Raw genomic sequence first — 15,434 nt, 5'->3', positions numbered from 1 at the left:
GGGTAAGTACCCTTGGTCAGGTGGCTGACATCGTGATTCCCGCTGACATCAAGCCCGTCGACGGCCGCTTCGGCTGCGGGCCCTCGAAGGTTCGCACCGAGCAACTGGCCGCGCTCGCCGCCTCCGGCGCGAGCGTCATGGGCACTTCACACCGCCAGAAGCCGGTCAAGAACCTGGTCGGCCGCGTACGCGCCGGCCTCATCGACCTGTTCTCGCTCCCCGAGGGCTACCAGGTCGTGCTGGGCAACGGCGGCACCACCGCGTTCTGGGACATCGCCTCCTTCGGGCTCATCCGGGCGCGGTCCCAGCACCTGTCGTTCGGCGAGTTCTCCTCGAAGTTCGCCACCGTCGCCAAGAAGGCTCCCTGGCTCGGCGAGCCGACGGTGATCAAGTCGGAGGTGGGCACCTACCCGGCCGCGGTGGCCGAGGACGGCATCGACGTCTACGCGCTCACCCACAACGAGACCTCGACCGGCGTCGCCATGCCGATCAAGCGGGTCGGCTCTGACGACTCCCTGGTGCTCGTCGACGCCACCTCCGGCGCGGGCGGCCTGCCCGTGTCCATCGAGGAGACCGACGTCTACTACTTCGCCCCGCAGAAGAGCTTCGCCTCCGACGGCGGCCTGTGGATCGCGCTCATGTCGCCGCGCGCCCTGGCAAGGGTCGAGGAGATCGCCGCCACCGACCGCTACGTGCCGGAGTTCTTCAGCCTGCCGGTGGCGATCGACAACTCCAGCAAGGACCAGACCTACAACACCCCGTCGGTGGCGACGCTGTTCCTGCTGGCCGACCAGCTCGACTGGATGAACGGCAACGGCGGCCTGGCCTGGACCACCGCCCGCACCGCCGACTCCGCCCAGCGCCTCTACACCTGGGCCGACAAGACCTCCTACACCACGCCGTTCGCGGCTCCCGAGTTCCGCTCGCAGGTGGTCGGCACGATCGACTTCTCCGACGACGTGGACGCGGCGGCCGTGGCCAAGGCGCTGCGCGCCAACGGCATCGTCGACACCGAGCCCTACCGCAAGCTCGGCCGCAACCAGCTGCGCGTGGCGATGTTCCCGGCCATCGACCCGGCCGACGTCGAGGCGCTGACGGTCTGCATCGACTACGTGGTCGAGCGTCTTTGACCCGTCGCGCCGGTTACGTGGTTCTGACCCGTTACGTGGTTGAGCGTTTTTGACCCGTCCGGCGCGACAGCTCGTCCAGCAGGGCCAGGGCGTCCTCCTCCTCGACGCTCTGCGCGAACCTCGCCAGCACCGGCAGCCGGTCGGTGCTGGCCGCCAGCGCCTCCAGCATGAGCCGCGTGACGTGCTCGTCCCTGGAGTAGGCGGCCGCGTACTTGAAGGCGTTACGGTACGGCGTGCGGACGAGCAGCCCCTTCTTCACCAGCCGTTCGGCGACGGTCTGCACCGTGGTGTAGGCGAGCTCGCGCACCTCGTTGAGCGTGGCGAGCAGCTCGCGCACCCGCATCGGCTTACCCGCGTCCCACAGCACGTCCATGATCGCGCGCTCCAGGGATCCCAGGTTCGCCAACAGACCAACCCTCCGGCTCGGTGAGTTAGGAAACATTCTTCCCTAAAAGGCCCGCGCGCGACCAGGGCTGATCTCCCTTTCCGCCCAGTTGTGGCGACATATCCTCATGTGACAGGGGTTATACCGGATGAGTATGAGCAGGCGGCCCAATGGCCTGGGCTACCTGATGTTCGCCAGCCGCTGGCTGCAGGTCCCCCTCTACCTGGGGCTCATCGTGGCCCAGGGGGTGTACGTCTGGCAGTTCATGGTCGAGCTCTGGCACCTGATCGAAAGCGCTCTCCATGGTGGCGACACCGACATGGAAGTCACGGTCATGCTGTCGGTGCTGGGCCTCATCGACGTGGTGATGATCTCCAACCTGCTCATCATGGTCATCGTCGGGGGCTATGAGACGTTCGTCTCGCGCATCAACCTCAACGAGCACCCCGACGAGCCGGAGTGGCTGTCCCACGTCAACGCGAACGTCCTCAAGGTCAAGCTGGCCACGGCCATCGTGGGCATCTCGTCTGTGCACCTGCTGCAGACGTTCATCAAGGCCCAGACGATCCCGGACAGCAAGATGATGTGGCAGACGATCATCCACCTGGCCTTCGTCCTGTCGGCCATCGGGCTGGCGCTGATTGATCGCCTGCTGTCCTCGTCTCCGGCCGAGCGGGTGCACAGCTCCTAGTGCCGTCTCGGTCCCTGTGACGGTCCGTGGTGACTGGGGTCCTTTCGGTGGGATCCCCCTTGGGGGGAGGAGGATCCGGTCCGTCGTGGCTGGGGTTCTTTGGGAGGGATCCCCCCTTCGGGGGGGAGAAAGAAGCCGGTCCGTCGTGGCTGAGGTCCCCTTGGGGATGCCCCTTTCGGGGCAGTGGAAGAAGCCGGTCCGTCGTGGCAGTGGCCGCTAGGAGGGGACACCCCTCCGGGGCCGGGATGTCCGGCGGGCGTTCCTTGACTCCGCGCCGGCCACCATGAGCGTCAGGGTCTGGCCGGGCTCACCGGTCGCGGCCGCCCAGCACCCACGCGCTCGCGTCATCGGCCGATCCGGGCGCGTACATGCCCCGCAGGGCGGCCGTGTACTCCTCGCGGGAGATGCGCCCGTCGCCGTCGGTGTCGATGCGGTCGAAGAAGCCGTTGGACGTCTCGGCGGACTCGCCGACCGCCGCATACAGGCGGGCGAGCTCCGGCCGGGAGATCGAGCCGTTCGCGTCGGCGTCGACGGCGTCGAACACCGCGTCGGCGACGGGCCGCAGACCGTTGTCGTAGTAGTGGGGATCCTCCGCCGCGCCCGCCTGTACGAGGGCGACGTACTCGTCGCAGCTCACCCGGCCGTCCTCGTCGGTGTCGGCGCGGCGGATCTGCTCCCACCACACCCGGTAGGCCGCCCGCAGCTTCGCGTGCGAGGGCGTGTCCGGGTCGGGCGCGAGCGCGGCGCACATCCGATCGCCCAAGCGCTCGAAGTCGGCGGCCTCGAGATATCCGCTGCCGTTGACGTCGATGACGGCGAACGCGGCCCTGAGGTTGGCTTCGGCCAGAGGATTCGACACGGGGTGGCTCCCTTCGTGGAAACTTTACGTAATCATTCCACTACGGAGTGTCTCGTGTGTCGAGATGTGGCCGGGTGTCGATCATGCCGGTCAGGTCAGGGTGAGCGCCCGGCAGCAGGCCCTACAGGGTCGAGTAGCAGGCGCTCTACTTACCAGTTACCGGGTTCTTCGGGAGGTGTTTCTCCGTGACCAGCAGCCTCACCGTGCCGTCCTGCTCGGGCTCGGCGGCCCAGACGTACCAGTGGTCGCCGACCTTGGCCAACTGCTTCGCCGGGTTCATGCCGAAGCCGTTGCCGTCCGGGTTCGGCTCGATGATCCGGAAGACCACCCGCAGCCCTCGCCGGCGCGCCTCGGCCGCGACCTTGCCCACGGTCCGCCCATCGGCGTCGTAGCCTTCGAGCATTTCGCCCTTCCTACCGGCATCCCCGAAGGCCTGGTACTTCTCGCCGGGTTTGGCCGGCCGGCCCAGGTAGAAGACGCCCCGGCCGTTGAACCCCTTGCTCACTGTGACGGTGAGGAAGCAGCCGTCGTGGCCCAGCGCGCAGCCGGCCGGCTCCAGGCCACCACCGAGCCTGTCGGCCATGGTGGTTCCGGCGAATCCGTAGCGCACGATTGCGCCCACCTGGGTCGGTGAGGCGGGGATCGGCTCCAGGCCGATGTGGAGGCCTATCGCCTGGAACGCCTCGGCGTACAGGGCATGGTCGGCGAACGGGTCCTTGATCCTGGCGATGTACTCGTCGCCTCGCAGCTCGATGTCGATGGCGGCGTTCGCGTACGAGCTGGCGGTGCCCGCGTTCCGCTCCAGCAGGACCGGCCCCATGACGACGGCGGTGGCGAGCGCGGCGGTGGCGGCCAGCCCCACGAGCAGGCGGCGGGCGCGGCGCGATCTCGGCGCCCGGCGCCCGACGGTTGCGGCTGCCGTGCCTGGCTTCTCCTCGGCGATGGCCGCCAGCAGCGCACGGGCCCCCGCACCGGACGCCTGGCCGGCCAACTGCTCATCGTTGACCCTGGCGAGTTCGCTGATCCTGGCGAGTTCACTGGCCGGTTCGCTCAACTCGTTCATCTGAATGGTGGCGCGGAGACCCGGTCCTTCAGGTCCGGGAGGTAGCGCCACCCCTCCTCTCGAAAACAGTATGGAAAGACTTGGTCACGTTCGGTAATGTGTGCGGTGAGTGAGGCCGCTGTGACAGGAGGTGCACGATGGCGATCCGCCGCTCCGCCACCAAACGCCACGGCCTGCCCACCATCGTGCAGCTCCGGCTCACAGTCGCCCCGGACCAGGCCGAGGCGCTGGCGGCGGCGGTGCTGTTGTGCAATCAGGCGGCCACCGTCGTCTCCCGCCTGGCCTGGCAGCATCGCGTCTTCGCCGTGGTGGAGTTGCACCGGCTGTCCTACTACGAGGTGCGTTCGCAACTGGCCGGGCTGGGCGCGCAAGCGGCCGTGCGGGCAATCGCCCGGGTCGCCGGCGCCTACGCCAACCGGCGCGCCACCAAGAAACATGCGCACATCTTCCGGCCGCACGGCGCCATCCCGTACGACGCCCGGCTGATGAGCTTCAACCGTGACGCCCGCACGGTGTCGCTGTGGACCCCCACCGGCCGCGTCACCATCCCCTACACCGGCCGCCCAGACGACCTCAAAGCCATCGACACGCTGCCGATGGGGGAGGCTGACCTGGTCTGCCGGCGCGGGGTGTGGCTGCTGCAGGTCGCGCTCAGCTTGCCCAAGCCGGTGGTGGGTGAGCCGGTGGGCGGCTTTGTGGGGGTGGATCAAGGGGTGGCGAACCTGGCGGTCACCTCCGATGGTGCGGTGCTGCCCGGCCCGGCTTTGCCGGGGCCGGTCGGCGGTAACGGCCACGTCCGCACCCTGCGCGAGCGGCGCCACCGTCAACGCCGCCGGTTGCAGAAGAAGGGGACTTCTGCGGCGCGGCGGGTGCTGCGCCGTCTGTCCGGGCGTGAGCGACGGATGATGACCGACCTCAACCACCAGATCAGTAAGTTTGTGGTGCGTGAAGCCGAACGCACCGGCCGTGGTGTCGCCCTGGAGGATCTGCAGGGCATCCGCGGCTGGGTAAGGGCTCATCGGTTCCAGCGGCGCACCCTGCACGGCTGGGCGTTCGCCCAGCAGATCGCCTTCACCCGCTACAAGGCCGCCCGCGCCGGAGTCGCCTTCCTGCTGGTCGACCCCGCCTACACCTCCCAGGCCTGCCCGGAATGCGGGCACGTCAGCAGGGCGAATCGGCCGGCGCGGGGCCGGTTCGTCTGCCAAAGGTGCGGCCTCGCTGGGCACGCCGACCACATCGCAGCCCGCAACATCGCCGCACGTGGCGTAGCGGGCTGGGCTGTTATCAACCAGCCACACGCTACCGGCCTCCCTTCAGCCAGACGGGACCGTGAGAGCAAACCACCGGCTTCAGCCGGTGGTAGTTGATCTGGACTCCACGGGGAGACGGTTGACGGAGACGCCCGCGCCGGCCAAAGCCTTGGACAAGCGCTTGCGCGCGCGATGGAGCCGGATGCGTACGGCGTTGCGTGAGCAGTCGAGGACCTTGGCGAGCTGGGCGTGGTCCAGCCCTTCCCAGGCGACCAGCGACAGCAGCTCGCGATCGTCCTCGTGCAGCTCCTTGAACGCCTGCGCGATCGCGCCCAGCTCGACGCTGCCTTCGGGCGAGTGGGAGTAGAGGTCGGCGATGTCGGCGTTGAGCTCCACGCTTCTGGACCACCGCCTGACCTGGCCGCGCCGCTGGTTGGCCAAGACATTCCTGGCGATGCCGTACAGCCAGAGCCTGGCCTCCGCATGGGGCGGCAGGGCGTCGACGTGGCGCCAGGCGATGGCGAACGTCTCGGCGACCGCGTCCGCCGCGTCCTCGGGAGAATCACAGCGACGCAGGGCGTATCCGAGAATCGGCTCGTATGTCTGGGCATACACGGCCTCGAACCGGTGTCTTCGGTCGTCATCCACCGGCGGTTCCCATGGTGGCCTCCTCATGCGGGGGTTACGGACACCCCTTACATGTCTGAGGCCCTACTGGCATTTCACCCTGATTTGAGCGCGGGTCTACACCACTTCGCGCTTGCGGCGCAGCAGCCAGGCGGCGACGACGCCGCCCACCAGGCCGAACAGGTGGCCCTGCCACGAGATGCCCTGCTGGTTGGGCAGCAGGCCCCACAGGATCGAGTAGTAGGCGATGCCCACGCCAATCCCGATGACGATGTCGAACACGCGCCGGTCGAATATCCCGCGCGCCAGGACGTACCCGAAATATCCGAACACCAGGCCGCTCGCGCCCACCGTGATCGTGTCGGGGCTGGTGAACCAGGTGCCGATACCGCCGATCACGATGATCAGCAGGCTCGCCGCGAAGAACCGGCCGAGCCCGCGCAACGCCGCCAAGAACCCCAGGATCAGCAGCGGCAGCGAGTTGGCCATCAGATGCCCGAAGCCCACATGCAGGAACGGGGCGAAGAAGATGCCCACGAGTCCCGAGGGGTCCCAGCCGACGATGCCGAACTCGCGGTCCAGGCTGCCGTTCGTCGTGTAGTCGACGACCTCGACGGCCCACATCACGGCGAGCATCACGACCATGACGAAGGTCGCGCTCAGGGCGCCGGCGAGGAGGGTGCCCGCGCCACGCTTGGCCGACTCGTACGCGGACCTCGAATAGTCGCTCATGCGCCCCTCCCGCTAGACCTTTCCTTCTTTACCGTACGCAGAAGAAGTTATGCGCGCGCTAAGAAACCCCCTCCCAAAAAGGGGAGGGGGTCGGGAAAAGGACTACTCGCCCTTCCACTGGGGGGCGCGCTTCTCGGCGAAGGCCGCCGCGCCCTCCATCGCGTCCTTCGAGCTGAACACCGGGCTGATGATGCCGCCCTGCTTGGCGAACATCTCCTCCAGCGACCAGTCCTGCGACTCGATGATCACTTTCTTGGTCGCCGCGAGGGCCAGCGGGGCGTTGGCGGCGATCTTGCGAGCCAGCTCCAGCGCCCCCTCCAGCGCCTCGCCCGCCGGGGTGATCCGGTTGACCAGCCCCAGCTCGTACAGGCGCGAGGCCGGGTAGTGAGCGCCGGTCAGGGCGATCTCCATGGCGACGTGGTACGGGATCCGGCGCGGCAGCCGCATGATGCCGCCCGCGCCCGCCACAAGGCCCCGCCTGGGCTCCGGCAGGCCGAAGGTGGACTCCGACGACGCCACGATCACATCGCACGACAGCGCGAGCTCGAAGCCGCCCGCGAGCGCGTAGCCCTCGACCGCCGCCACGATCGGCTTCTTGGGCGGCGACTCGGTCAGGCCGCCGAAGCCGCGGCCCTCGACCACGGGGAAGTCGCCGGACAGGAAGCCCTTGAGGTCCATGCCCGCCGAGAAGTAGCCACCCGCCCCGGTCAGGACGTAGGCGGAAATGTCGGGGCGAGCCTCCAGCGTGTCGACGGCTGCCGCGATGCCACGGGCCACCGCGCCGTTGATGGCGTTGCGCGCGGCGGGCCGGTTGATCGTGATCACGGCGACGCCGTCGGACTCTTCGACGAGCACTTCGTCAGACACGTGACCTCACTTGGGCTGGAAGCGGATGCCGCCGTCGAAGCGGACGACCTCGGCGTTCATGTAGTCGTTCTCGATCAGGGACCTGATCAGGTGCGCGAACTCGCCGGGCCGCCCCATACGCTTCGGGAACACCACCGGCGCCACCAGCTTGGCCTTGAACTCCTCGGAGTTGGGCGAGAAGCCGTAGATCGGGGTGTCGATGATCCCCGGGCAGATGGTGTTCACCCGTACGCCGATGGCCGCCAGGTCACGCGCGGCGGGCACGGTCATGCCCACGATGCCGCCCTTGGAGGCCGAGTAGGCCAGCTGCCCCGTCTGGCCCTCCAGCGCCGCGACGGAGGCGGTGTTGATGACCACGCCCCGCTGCCCGTCGGCGTCCACCGGCTCGGTCTTGGCGATGGCCGCCGCGCCGATGCGCATGAGGTTGAACGTGCCGATCAGGTTGACCTCGATGACCTTGCGGAAGGAGGCGGGGTTGTGCGGGGCGCCCTCACGGTTGACGGTGCGCTCGGCCCAGCCGATGCCCGCGCTGTTGACGACCACGCGCAGCGGCTTGCCGGTGGCGACGGCCGCGTCGACCGCCGTTTGTACCTGCTCGTCGTCCGTCACGTCGGTCCGGGCGAAGACCCCACCGAGCTCGTCGGCGATGCTCTTGCCGCGTTCCTCGTTGAGGTCGGCGATGACCACCGTGGCGCCGTGGGCCGCGAGCTCGCGGGCCGTCGCCTCGCCGAGGCCGCTGGCCCCGCCGGAGATGATTGCTGCAGATCCGTTCACGTCCATAACCCGGACCCTAACCCGCCAACCGAATGAAGTTCTACTCGGGGTGGGTTAAATCTCGCCTACGGCCGTGTCGACATCGGAATATACCTTGATCCGCCGGTCGAGCCCGGTCGTGCGCAGGATGCGGGCCACCGGGGCCTGCGGCCCGGCCAATGACACGCCGCCGCCCTCTCCCGTGGCCAGCCGCCATGCCTCGATGAGCACCGACAGCCCGCTGGAGTCCATGAACGACAGCTGCTGGAGATCGAGCACCAGCCAGGCGCCATCCTGTTTGATGGCGTCTCGCACCTCGTCGCGGAGGAACGGCGCCGTGAACAGGTCCAGCTCACCCTCAACGGCCACCACCACGGCATCGCCAAGGGCATGTCGCGCAAGCCGCAGCTTCATTTGGCCCCTCCTCGATGAGCCACTGTACTTCGACATCCCCGGGTACCGGGCATGCACAAACTCGGATCATCCGTATGTGAGGCCCGAAACAGGAAAATGACCTTCCTGGATCAGCCATGCTCCGCCGGCGCGGGGATGGCGAAGCCGTATGGGAGCTCCAGGCGGTGGCGAGCGAGCAGTTCGGCGTCGGCGAGCAACTCGCGGGTGGGCCCGTCCGCGACGATCACGCCGTCGGAGAGGATCAGCGAGCGTTCGCAGAGCTCCAGCGCGTACGGCAGGTCGTGGGTGACCATGAGCACGGTCACGTCGAGCGAGCGCAGGACCTCGGCCAGCTCCCTGCGGGCGGCCGGGTCGAGGTTGGAGGACGGCTCGTCGAGCACCAGGATCTCCGGCTCCATCGCCAGCACGGTCGCCACGGCCACCCGCCGGCGCTGGCCGAACGACAGGTGGTGCGGCGGCCGGTCGATGACCTCCAGCATGCCGACCCGCTCCAGCGCGCCCTTGACCGCGTGTTCCAGCTCCGCGCCCGACACGCCCGAGTTGGCCGGGCCGAAGGCGACGTCGTCCCTGACCGTGGGCATGAAGAGCTGGTCGTCCGGGTCCTGGAAGACCAGGCCGACGCGCTGCCTGATCTCCTTGAGCGTGTCCTTGCGCACCGGTGTGCCCGCCACGCTCACCGAGCCGTGCCCGGCCGTGAGGATGCCGTTCAGGTGCATGACGAGGGTGGTCTTGCCGGCGCCGTTGGGGCCGAGCAGCGCGACGCGCTCGCCGCGCCGGATCGTGAAGTCCACGCCGAACAGGGCCTGCGTCCCGTCGGGGTAGGCGTAGGCGAGCCGGTTGACTTCGAGGGAGTTGACGGCCGGAGAGTTCACAGTGACAGTCCTTGTACGGCTGACAGGCCTTGTACGGCGGACAGGCCTAGTACGGCCAGGGCGACGCCTGGCAGAGCGAGGGCCGTGGCCCATTGCCCAACGGATCCCGAAATTTCGTCCATCATCGGCATCCGTCCGGAATAGCCGCGGCTGAGCATCGCGAGGTGTACCCGCTCACCCCGTTCGTACGAGCGGATGAACAGGGCACCCGCCGAGCGCGCGATCACCGGGATGTGCCGGAAATTTCGGGCTTCGAAGCCACGAGACTCCCGCGCGACCCGCATCCGCCGCATCTCATCCATGATCACGTCCATGTAGCGGAGCATGAACATGGCGATCTGCACCAGCAGGCTGGGCAGCCGGAGCCGCTGGGCACCGATGAGGATGACCCGCGGCTCGGTGGTGGCCGCGAGCAGGATCGAGGCGACCACCCCCAGCGTCGCCTTGGCCAGGATGTTCCACCCGGCCCAGAGCCCGGCCACGCTCAGCGAGACGCCCAGCACGCTCGTCCGCTCCCCCAGCCCGATCACCGGGATGAGGAAGGCGAACAGCACGAAGGGCAGCTCGACCACCATCCGCCGCAGCACGTACGTCAGCGGCACCCTGGCGGCCAGCGCGACGCCCGCGAGCAGGACCGCGTAGAGCCCGAAGGCCCAGAACCGCTCCCTCGGCGTCGCCACCACCACGATCGCGAAGGCGGCGACGGCCAGCAGCTTGCACTGCGGCGGGAGCCGGTGCACGACCGAGTCCCCTGCCAGGTAGAGCTGATGATGGTGCCCCGCGCCCACCCGACACTCACCGTCTCTCGTTCACTCGCCTCAGACCCGGGCCCTCTCCCGGCCACGGGCGGCATAGGCGACGCCCCCGGCGATGAGCAGCACGAGCCCGACTCCGATGATCCCGGCGACACCCACCGGGATGCCGCCCACATCACCGTAGTCGGCCAGCGCCCACGAGCCGAACACGTGGTGGGTGGCCTGGTCGAGGAATCCATGGTTCTCGGCGACCGCCTCCAGACCGTCGGGATTGGAGGAGGCGAAGAAGGACACGATCCCGGCCAACACCAGCGTCAGGCCGAGGCCACCGAGCAGGAACGCCCGCAACGGGCCGCGGGCGGCGGGCACCGGCTCCTCGGCGGCGCCCACCGTGACCGTCGTTCCCGCGGTCGTCCCCACAGTCGCCCCTGCGGTCGCGTCCTCAGCGCCCCTCAGTACGAGGGGCGTGCTCAGCCCGCGCGCGCCGTACACCAGGTCCGGCCGGACGGCCAGCACCGCGCCGACGGTCAGGACCGTGATGACGCCTTCGCCGATGCCGATCAGCACGTGCACGCCGCCCATCGCGGCCGCCACCGCGGAGACCTCGATCGGCGCGGTGCCGCCGACCCAGAACAGCGCCGAGAACACCAGGGCCGCAGACGGCACGGAGACCAGCGCGGCGAGGAAGGCGGCCACCGTCACGCCGCCCCTGCCCTTGGCGAGCCGCGCGACCAGCCGGAAGACGCCCCATCCGACCAGTACGGTGACGATGCCCATGATCGTGATGTTGATGCCCAGCGCCGTGAGGCCGCCGTCGGCGAAGAACACGCACTGCACCAGCAGGACCACGGCCATACAGAGCACGCCCGTATAGGGCCCCACGAGGATCGCGGCCAGCGCCCCGCCCAGCAGATGCCCGCTGGTGCCCGCGGCGACGGGGAAGTTGAGCATCTGGACGGCGAAGATGAACGCGGCCACCAGCCCGGCCATGGGCGCGGTCCGGTCGTCGAGCTCGCGGCGCGCGCCGCGCAGGCAGACCGCCAGCCCGGCGGCGGCGACCGCGCCGGCGGACACGGATACGGCCGCGTCGAAGAAGCCATCGGGTACGTGCACGGCAAAGCCCTTCGTCAAGCGGTGTTGCAATACGCCTACTTTAGGACATCGTCTTGCACCTGCACATAGATGGCAATTAGCGGAGAATTCTACGGAAGGCCGTACGGGTGGTCATCTTGAGCACGACCGTGCTCAGCCGCCCTTTGCCCGACGTCGCGTACGGCCGCACGCTCCGCAGCATGGCACCGCCGCGCAACCTGCCCCACAGCCGGCGCGGCGCGGCGACGGTCTGGGCGTCGGTCTCGATCCGGAACCTCGCGGGCGGCCCGCCCAGCTCGACCTCCAGATAGGCGTCCCAGATGCCCGGCGCGAACTTGCCCATCGCGGGCCGGGCCGCGAACCCGCCGCCCGGCAGCGCGACCACCCGCTCGGCCCGTTCGTTGCCCGTACGCCGCTCGCGCCAGACCAGCCGGGTGATCGCCGAGGCCGCCGGGATCACGCCCACGACCGTGACCTCGCCATCGATGAGCAGCCGCCGCCCGAGCGTCCAGCGCGTCCGGTGGATCCTGGCCCGGCCCGGCACGGTCATCAGGTGCCCGCCGACGTCGATGCTGAGGTTGCCGTTGTCCTTGGTGAAGTACGGCAGCGCCACCACGGCGCCGATGAGCCGGGGCGCCGGGCGGGTGACGCAGCCGTCGCGGTCGGCGCCGAGCCGTCCGTACCGGACCACGCCCTCCATCTCGACGGCCACCCGCAGGTCCCAGATGCCGGAGTCGAGCGCGGCCACGTCGACGCTGGCGACGAACGCGGCGCCCTCGCGCTCGGCGGGCACGATCAGCTCCTGCCCGCGCACGTTGCGGGCGCGCAGCACGAGCGCGACCCCGTCGTGCTCCGGCATGCCGTCGAGCCCGGCCACCCCGGTCACGACCAGCCGGTTGGCCTCCCAGCGCAGGCCGGTCAGCCGGCGGCGTACGGCGGCGCCCTCGATCTGGGCCAGCCGCACCAGGCGGTGGATGTCGCCGAGCGCGGCGATGCGCTGCTGGTCGGTCCGGCTGAGCTTGGCGTAGACGCCGGGCGTCAGCCACCTGTCGCAGAGCGCGGCCACCTCCTGCGCGATCTCCTTGCGCTGCACCTCGTCCGACTTCAGGAACGGCACGCCGAGCTGCTCGAACACGTCGAGCCTGAAGTGCCGGCGGAGCAGATGGTCGCGCAGCGGCCCCGGCGGGACGTGCTCGGTCATGAGTTGGATCGGCCCGCGGATCATGCCGAGCCAGCCGCGCGGGTCCCGGCTGCCCGGCTGCTGCATGATGCTGCTGCCGTCGGACCTGGAGACCAGGTGGTAGCAGTCGTAGTCGGCCACCACGGAGATCACCTTGGCGTGGCAGTAGGCGTGCACGGTGAAGTGGATGTCCTCGCCGACCAGCATGCCCTCGCCGAACTTGATGCCGTGACTGATCAGCATCTCCCGGCGGAACAGCTTGAAGCAGCTCAGGCTGTTGTAGACGGCGCTGTCACCGAGCTCGGCCCGCTCGGCGCCGCGGTGGAACATCGACATCGGAGCGCGCCTGCCGTGCCCGACGACCTTGCCGAGCACGATGTCGGAGCCGTTGCGGTCGGCCATGGCGACCATGCGTTCGAGCGCCTCGGGGCCCAGGTAGTCGTCGGCGTCGCAGAAGAAGACGTAGCGGCCGGTGGCGTGCTCGATGCCGATGTTGCGCGGCCGCCCGGCGCCGCCCGAGGCGGCGATGCTGACGACCTTGACGTTGCCCTTGTGGTAGGTGGCGTAGAGGTCGAGCAACTCGTCGCTGCCGTCGGTCGATCCGTCGTCGACGACGATGATCTCTTTCCTGATCCGCTGCACCAGCGCGGCGGTGAGGCACCGGTCCAGGTATTCACGGCAGTTGTGGGCCGGGATGATGACGCTGACGTCCACCGCGTCCTCGTCGCCGTTCGATGTCGCCATAGCCACAACCGCGCCCCTCAGCCGCCATCACTTACCGCAGTCACGTCGTTTCAGTATGTGATGACGACCGGGCATCGCGTGGCCGATCTCGCCTCTTCATCCGCGCCTTTTCCCCAGACAGAAGATTCGCCGCACTCATCGCATAAGCGCAGGTGAACCCGCCAATCCGCACAATCCGGCGGGACCGAACGGGATTCAGGGACGCTGTTTTCCCACCTGGGTGGAGAGAACCTCCTCCGGGGGAAGGATGCCCTACCCCCACGCGAGGTCAGGTGATCCACGGGACGGGATGACGCGTCTACAGTGAGGCAACCTTGACCGGGGAGGTGGCGAGAGTGGGATCCGATCTTCGCGGGCCCAGGGTGACCGGCTCGGCCGTACACGATGCGGAGTTCATCGTCTCCTCAGCGCGACTGGGAGAGCTCCATGAATGCTCCGCCTTGCTCCGCCGTACGCGGATCAGGGCGGAAGAGATCGTGGACGAGGCACGAGCGCTGCTCGCCGAGGCCGAGGCACAGGGCGACCATGAGCGGATCGTCATCCGTGGCGCCCAGCTCGACGAGGCGCGCCAGGCGTACTGCAAGGTGCTGAACGCGTACGTGACGATCTGCCGCCGGATCAACGAGGAGCGGCAGGAGATCATGCAGGAGCTCACGGGGTTGTCAGGCACCACCTGACGCGTTACTGTCAGGCCATGCCTGACTGGATGGACAACCTGCGCTGCTCGTTCTGTCACAAGAGCAGCGCCGACGTAGCCAAGCTCATCGCCGGACCCGGCGTGCACATCTGCAACGAATGTGTGGGTCTGTGCGCCGACATCCTCAAGGAAGTGGGGCTCGACCCCTCCCCCGAGCCCCGCCTGCCCATGTGGGAGACCATGAGCGAGGACCAGATCCTCGATCACCTCCCCAAGATCGCTGCTGTGCAGGTCCAGGTCGACGACAATCTGCACGACTGGGTACGACACCTCCGCACCAGGAACGTCAGCTGGGAGCGCATCGGCGCCTCGCTCGGCATGACGCGGCAGTCCGCCTGGGAACGGTTCAGGGAATGACCGTCCAGGGAAATGATCGGTAAACCCCTGTGACTTGTGGGGCGTCCTTGATGCCAGGGAGGCCCACCATGCAAGTCCTCGATGGCCTCGCGGCGCCCGATCTGGCCGAGCTCCACCTGGAGCTGATCCTCATCGCGGCGTTGCATGAGGAGGCCGAAAGCCTGTCCACCCGTTGAACGGGCTCCAGCTCCCCGATCGCACCGGGGAGCTGGAGCAGGGGATCAGTATCTCATCGACCCGCTCGACCTGGCCCGGGGAGCGGGCCTCAGCAGGTCACCGACCCAACTCGGGGAACCGGCCTCAGCGAGTCGCGGACCCCACCGGAGAACCGGCCTCAGTGGGTCGCGGACCCGCCGCCCCCGCCGGGGAGCTGGCCGCGGATGGCGCCGTCCGGATACTTCGCGTTGTGCACGTTGACGTAGTACCGATCCGGCGACTTGACGATCGCGTGCAGCTCGTTCTGGGTCAGGACGAGCGCGGCGTTCGAACCGCTCTGTTGCTTGGCCGCCTTGATACAGCCCTTCGCGGGACCCTTGGTCGGGGCCTTCAGGGTGACGGTGATCGGGCCTGCCACGCCTCTCTTGCCCCGGTGGATGTGGGCGGCCGTGGCGGGCAGGATGCGGTCGGCGGCGATGGTGTAGCAGAGCGTCTCGCCCTTCACCTGGTAGGTGAAGGCGCCATGCCCGTCCGGGTCACCTGGACCCGGCACCTCCTGCCGGCCGGTCATGACGACGCGTTGCCCGCGGTCGGCGACGCCGGCGGGGCTCGCGGCGGCGGCCTGGCTCGCGGTGCCGATCGGGCTCGCCGTGGCGGGGCCCGGGAGGGCGGCGAGGCCAGTGACGAGGGCCGCAGTGGTGAGGGTGGCGACTGCCAAGGGTCTGCTCATGGGATGTGGTCCTCTCCCATCACACTTCAGGACACCCTGCCGCACTCATGTGTCGGTGTTTCGAGGCGGCGGATCATGGG

The 15,434-nt window shown here is 68.8% G+C and carries 17 protein-coding genes and 1 pseudogene; 5 read left to right on the top strand and 13 right to left on the bottom strand.

Annotation, left to right across the window (positions count from 1 at the left end; genetic code table 11):
* Positions 1 to 20 precede the first annotated feature (20 nt).
* Entirely contained in the window at positions 21 to 1,130 is a 1,110-nt protein-coding gene (serC, locus tag AB0J16_RS52580) for a phosphoserine transaminase (RefSeq protein ID WP_358554655.1), read from the top strand.
* 31 nt (positions 1,131 to 1,161) lie between these two features.
* On the opposite strand, the gene AB0J16_RS52575 is transcribed toward serC, so the two are convergent.
* A complete protein-coding gene (locus tag AB0J16_RS52575) occupies positions 1,162 to 1,536 on the bottom strand; it encodes a BlaI/MecI/CopY family transcriptional regulator (protein WP_358554652.1) in 375 nt (124 codons plus the stop codon).
* A gap of 133 nt (positions 1,537 to 1,669) precedes the next feature.
* Here AB0J16_RS52575 and AB0J16_RS52570 point away from each other — a divergent pair, with 133 nt between their 5' ends.
* Positions 1,670 to 2,206 (top strand): TIGR00645 family protein, encoded by a 537-nt coding sequence (locus AB0J16_RS52570; RefSeq protein WP_358554649.1) that lies wholly within the window; start codon positions 1,670 to 1,672, stop codon positions 2,204 to 2,206.
* A 307-nt stretch (positions 2,207 to 2,513) separates the two neighbouring features.
* On the opposite strand, the gene AB0J16_RS52565 is transcribed toward AB0J16_RS52570, so the two are convergent.
* Both AB0J16_RS52565 and AB0J16_RS52560 read right to left on the bottom strand, forming a co-directional pair.
* Positions 2,514 to 3,065: an EF-hand domain-containing protein gene (locus AB0J16_RS52565; protein ID WP_358554646.1), complete on the bottom strand. Its 552-nt coding sequence runs from the start codon at positions 3,063 to 3,065 to the stop codon at positions 2,514 to 2,516.
* Between the two features lie 145 nt (positions 3,066 to 3,210).
* On the bottom strand, positions 3,211 to 4,128 hold the full coding sequence (locus tag AB0J16_RS52560) for a hypothetical protein (RefSeq protein WP_358554643.1): 918 nt from the start codon (positions 4,126 to 4,128) through the stop codon (positions 3,211 to 3,213).
* A gap of 137 nt (positions 4,129 to 4,265) precedes the next feature.
* Between AB0J16_RS52560 and AB0J16_RS52555 the strand changes: the two genes are divergently transcribed.
* Positions 4,266 to 5,495, top strand: coding sequence for a transposase (locus AB0J16_RS52555; protein ID WP_358554640.1), 1,230 nt, complete (start codon positions 4,266 to 4,268; stop codon positions 5,493 to 5,495).
* Here the strand turns inward: AB0J16_RS52555 and AB0J16_RS52550 are convergent.
* The 9 genes from AB0J16_RS52550 to AB0J16_RS52510 all read right to left on the bottom strand — a co-directional run bounded on the left by AB0J16_RS52550 (position 5,478) and on the right by AB0J16_RS52510 (position 13,414).
* Positions 5,478 to 6,026 carry an RNA polymerase sigma factor gene (locus AB0J16_RS52550; RefSeq protein ID WP_358554637.1) on the bottom strand — a complete coding sequence of 183 codons (549 nt, stop codon included), beginning with the start codon at positions 6,024 to 6,026 and terminating at the stop codon, positions 5,478 to 5,480. The genes AB0J16_RS52555 and AB0J16_RS52550 overlap by 18 nt on opposite strands.
* Positions 6,027 to 6,122: 96 nt before the next feature.
* Positions 6,123 to 6,737: a rhomboid family intramembrane serine protease gene (locus AB0J16_RS52545; RefSeq protein WP_358554634.1), complete on the bottom strand. Its 615-nt coding sequence runs from the start codon at positions 6,735 to 6,737 to the stop codon at positions 6,123 to 6,125.
* Between the two features lie 102 nt (positions 6,738 to 6,839).
* Complete coding sequence (locus tag AB0J16_RS52540) at positions 6,840 to 7,604, bottom strand: crotonase/enoyl-CoA hydratase family protein (protein ID WP_358554631.1); 765 nt, start codon at positions 7,602 to 7,604, stop codon at positions 6,840 to 6,842.
* A gap of 6 nt (positions 7,605 to 7,610) precedes the next feature.
* A complete protein-coding gene (locus AB0J16_RS52535; RefSeq protein ID WP_358554628.1) occupies positions 7,611 to 8,384 on the bottom strand; it encodes an SDR family NAD(P)-dependent oxidoreductase in 774 nt (257 codons plus the stop codon).
* Positions 8,385 to 8,432: 48 nt separating this feature from the next.
* A complete protein-coding gene (locus AB0J16_RS52530; RefSeq protein ID WP_225294105.1) occupies positions 8,433 to 8,771 on the bottom strand; it encodes an STAS domain-containing protein in 339 nt (112 codons plus the stop codon).
* A 110-nt stretch (positions 8,772 to 8,881) separates the two neighbouring features.
* A complete protein-coding gene (locus tag AB0J16_RS52525) occupies positions 8,882 to 9,643 on the bottom strand; it encodes an ABC transporter ATP-binding protein (protein ID WP_358554625.1) in 762 nt (253 codons plus the stop codon).
* The gene (gene cbiQ / locus AB0J16_RS52520; protein ID WP_358554622.1) at positions 9,640 to 10,431 is read right to left on the bottom strand and encodes a cobalt ECF transporter T component CbiQ; all 792 of its coding nucleotides are present in this window, start codon (positions 10,429 to 10,431) and stop codon (positions 9,640 to 9,642) included. The genes AB0J16_RS52525 and cbiQ overlap by 4 nt, the downstream gene beginning before the upstream one ends.
* A 30-nt stretch (positions 10,432 to 10,461) precedes the next feature.
* The gene (locus tag AB0J16_RS52515) at positions 10,462 to 11,511 is read right to left on the bottom strand and encodes an energy-coupling factor ABC transporter permease (RefSeq protein ID WP_358554619.1); all 1,050 of its coding nucleotides are present in this window, start codon (positions 11,509 to 11,511) and stop codon (positions 10,462 to 10,464) included.
* A 76-nt stretch (positions 11,512 to 11,587) separates the two neighbouring features.
* Entirely contained in the window at positions 11,588 to 13,414 is a 1,827-nt protein-coding gene (locus AB0J16_RS52510) for a glycosyltransferase family 2 protein (protein WP_358554616.1), read from the bottom strand.
* A 335-nt stretch (positions 13,415 to 13,749) separates the two neighbouring features.
* On the opposite strand from AB0J16_RS52510, the gene AB0J16_RS52505 reads away from it, so the two are divergent.
* Complete coding sequence (locus AB0J16_RS52505) at positions 13,750 to 14,091, top strand: hypothetical protein (protein ID WP_358554613.1); 342 nt, start codon at positions 13,750 to 13,752, stop codon at positions 14,089 to 14,091.
* A gap of 17 nt (positions 14,092 to 14,108) precedes the next feature.
* A pseudogene (locus AB0J16_RS52500) lies at positions 14,109 to 14,243 on the top strand (ClpX C4-type zinc finger protein); the annotation flags it as partial.
* Between the two features lie 559 nt (positions 14,244 to 14,802).
* Here AB0J16_RS52500 and AB0J16_RS52495 read toward each other — a convergent pair.
* Positions 14,803 to 15,354 carry a CHRD domain-containing protein gene (locus AB0J16_RS52495; RefSeq protein WP_358554610.1) on the bottom strand — a complete coding sequence of 184 codons (552 nt, stop codon included), beginning with the start codon at positions 15,352 to 15,354 and terminating at the stop codon, positions 14,803 to 14,805.
* Between the last annotated feature and the right edge of the window lie 80 nt (positions 15,355 to 15,434).

Source organism: Nonomuraea sp. NPDC049750, from assembly GCF_040659625.1.
Classification (GTDB): domain Bacteria; phylum Actinomycetota; class Actinomycetes; order Streptosporangiales; family Streptosporangiaceae; genus Nonomuraea.
This window is presented reverse-complemented; position numbering and strand designations above follow the sequence as displayed.

What these genes read in the sequence shown, in the direction of transcription:
- AB0J16_RS52570 (WP_358554649.1), top strand. Translation starts at nt 1,670, where the DNA reads ATGAGCAGGCGGCCCAATGGCCTGGGCTACCTGATGTTCGCCAGCCGC.
- AB0J16_RS52560 (WP_358554643.1), bottom strand. Translation starts at nt 4,128, where the DNA reads ATGAACGAGTTGAGCGAACCGGCCAGTGAACTCGCCAGGATCAGCGAA.
- AB0J16_RS52555 (WP_358554640.1), top strand. Translation starts at nt 4,266, where the DNA reads ATGGCGATCCGCCGCTCCGCCACCAAACGCCACGGCCTGCCCACCATC.
- AB0J16_RS52545 (WP_358554634.1), bottom strand. Translation starts at nt 6,737, where the DNA reads ATGAGCGACTATTCGAGGTCCGCGTACGAGTCGGCCAAGCGTGGCGCG.
- AB0J16_RS52535 (WP_358554628.1), bottom strand. Translation starts at nt 8,384, where the DNA reads ATGGACGTGAACGGATCTGCAGCAATCATCTCCGGCGGGGCCAGCGGC.
- AB0J16_RS52530 (WP_225294105.1), bottom strand. Translation starts at nt 8,771, where the DNA reads ATGAAGCTGCGGCTTGCGCGACATGCCCTTGGCGATGCCGTGGTGGTG.
- AB0J16_RS52510 (WP_358554616.1), bottom strand. Translation starts at nt 13,414, where the DNA reads ATGGCGACATCGAACGGCGACGAGGACGCGGTGGACGTCAGCGTCATC.
- AB0J16_RS52495 (WP_358554610.1), bottom strand. Translation starts at nt 15,354, where the DNA reads ATGAGCAGACCCTTGGCAGTCGCCACCCTCACCACTGCGGCCCTCGTC.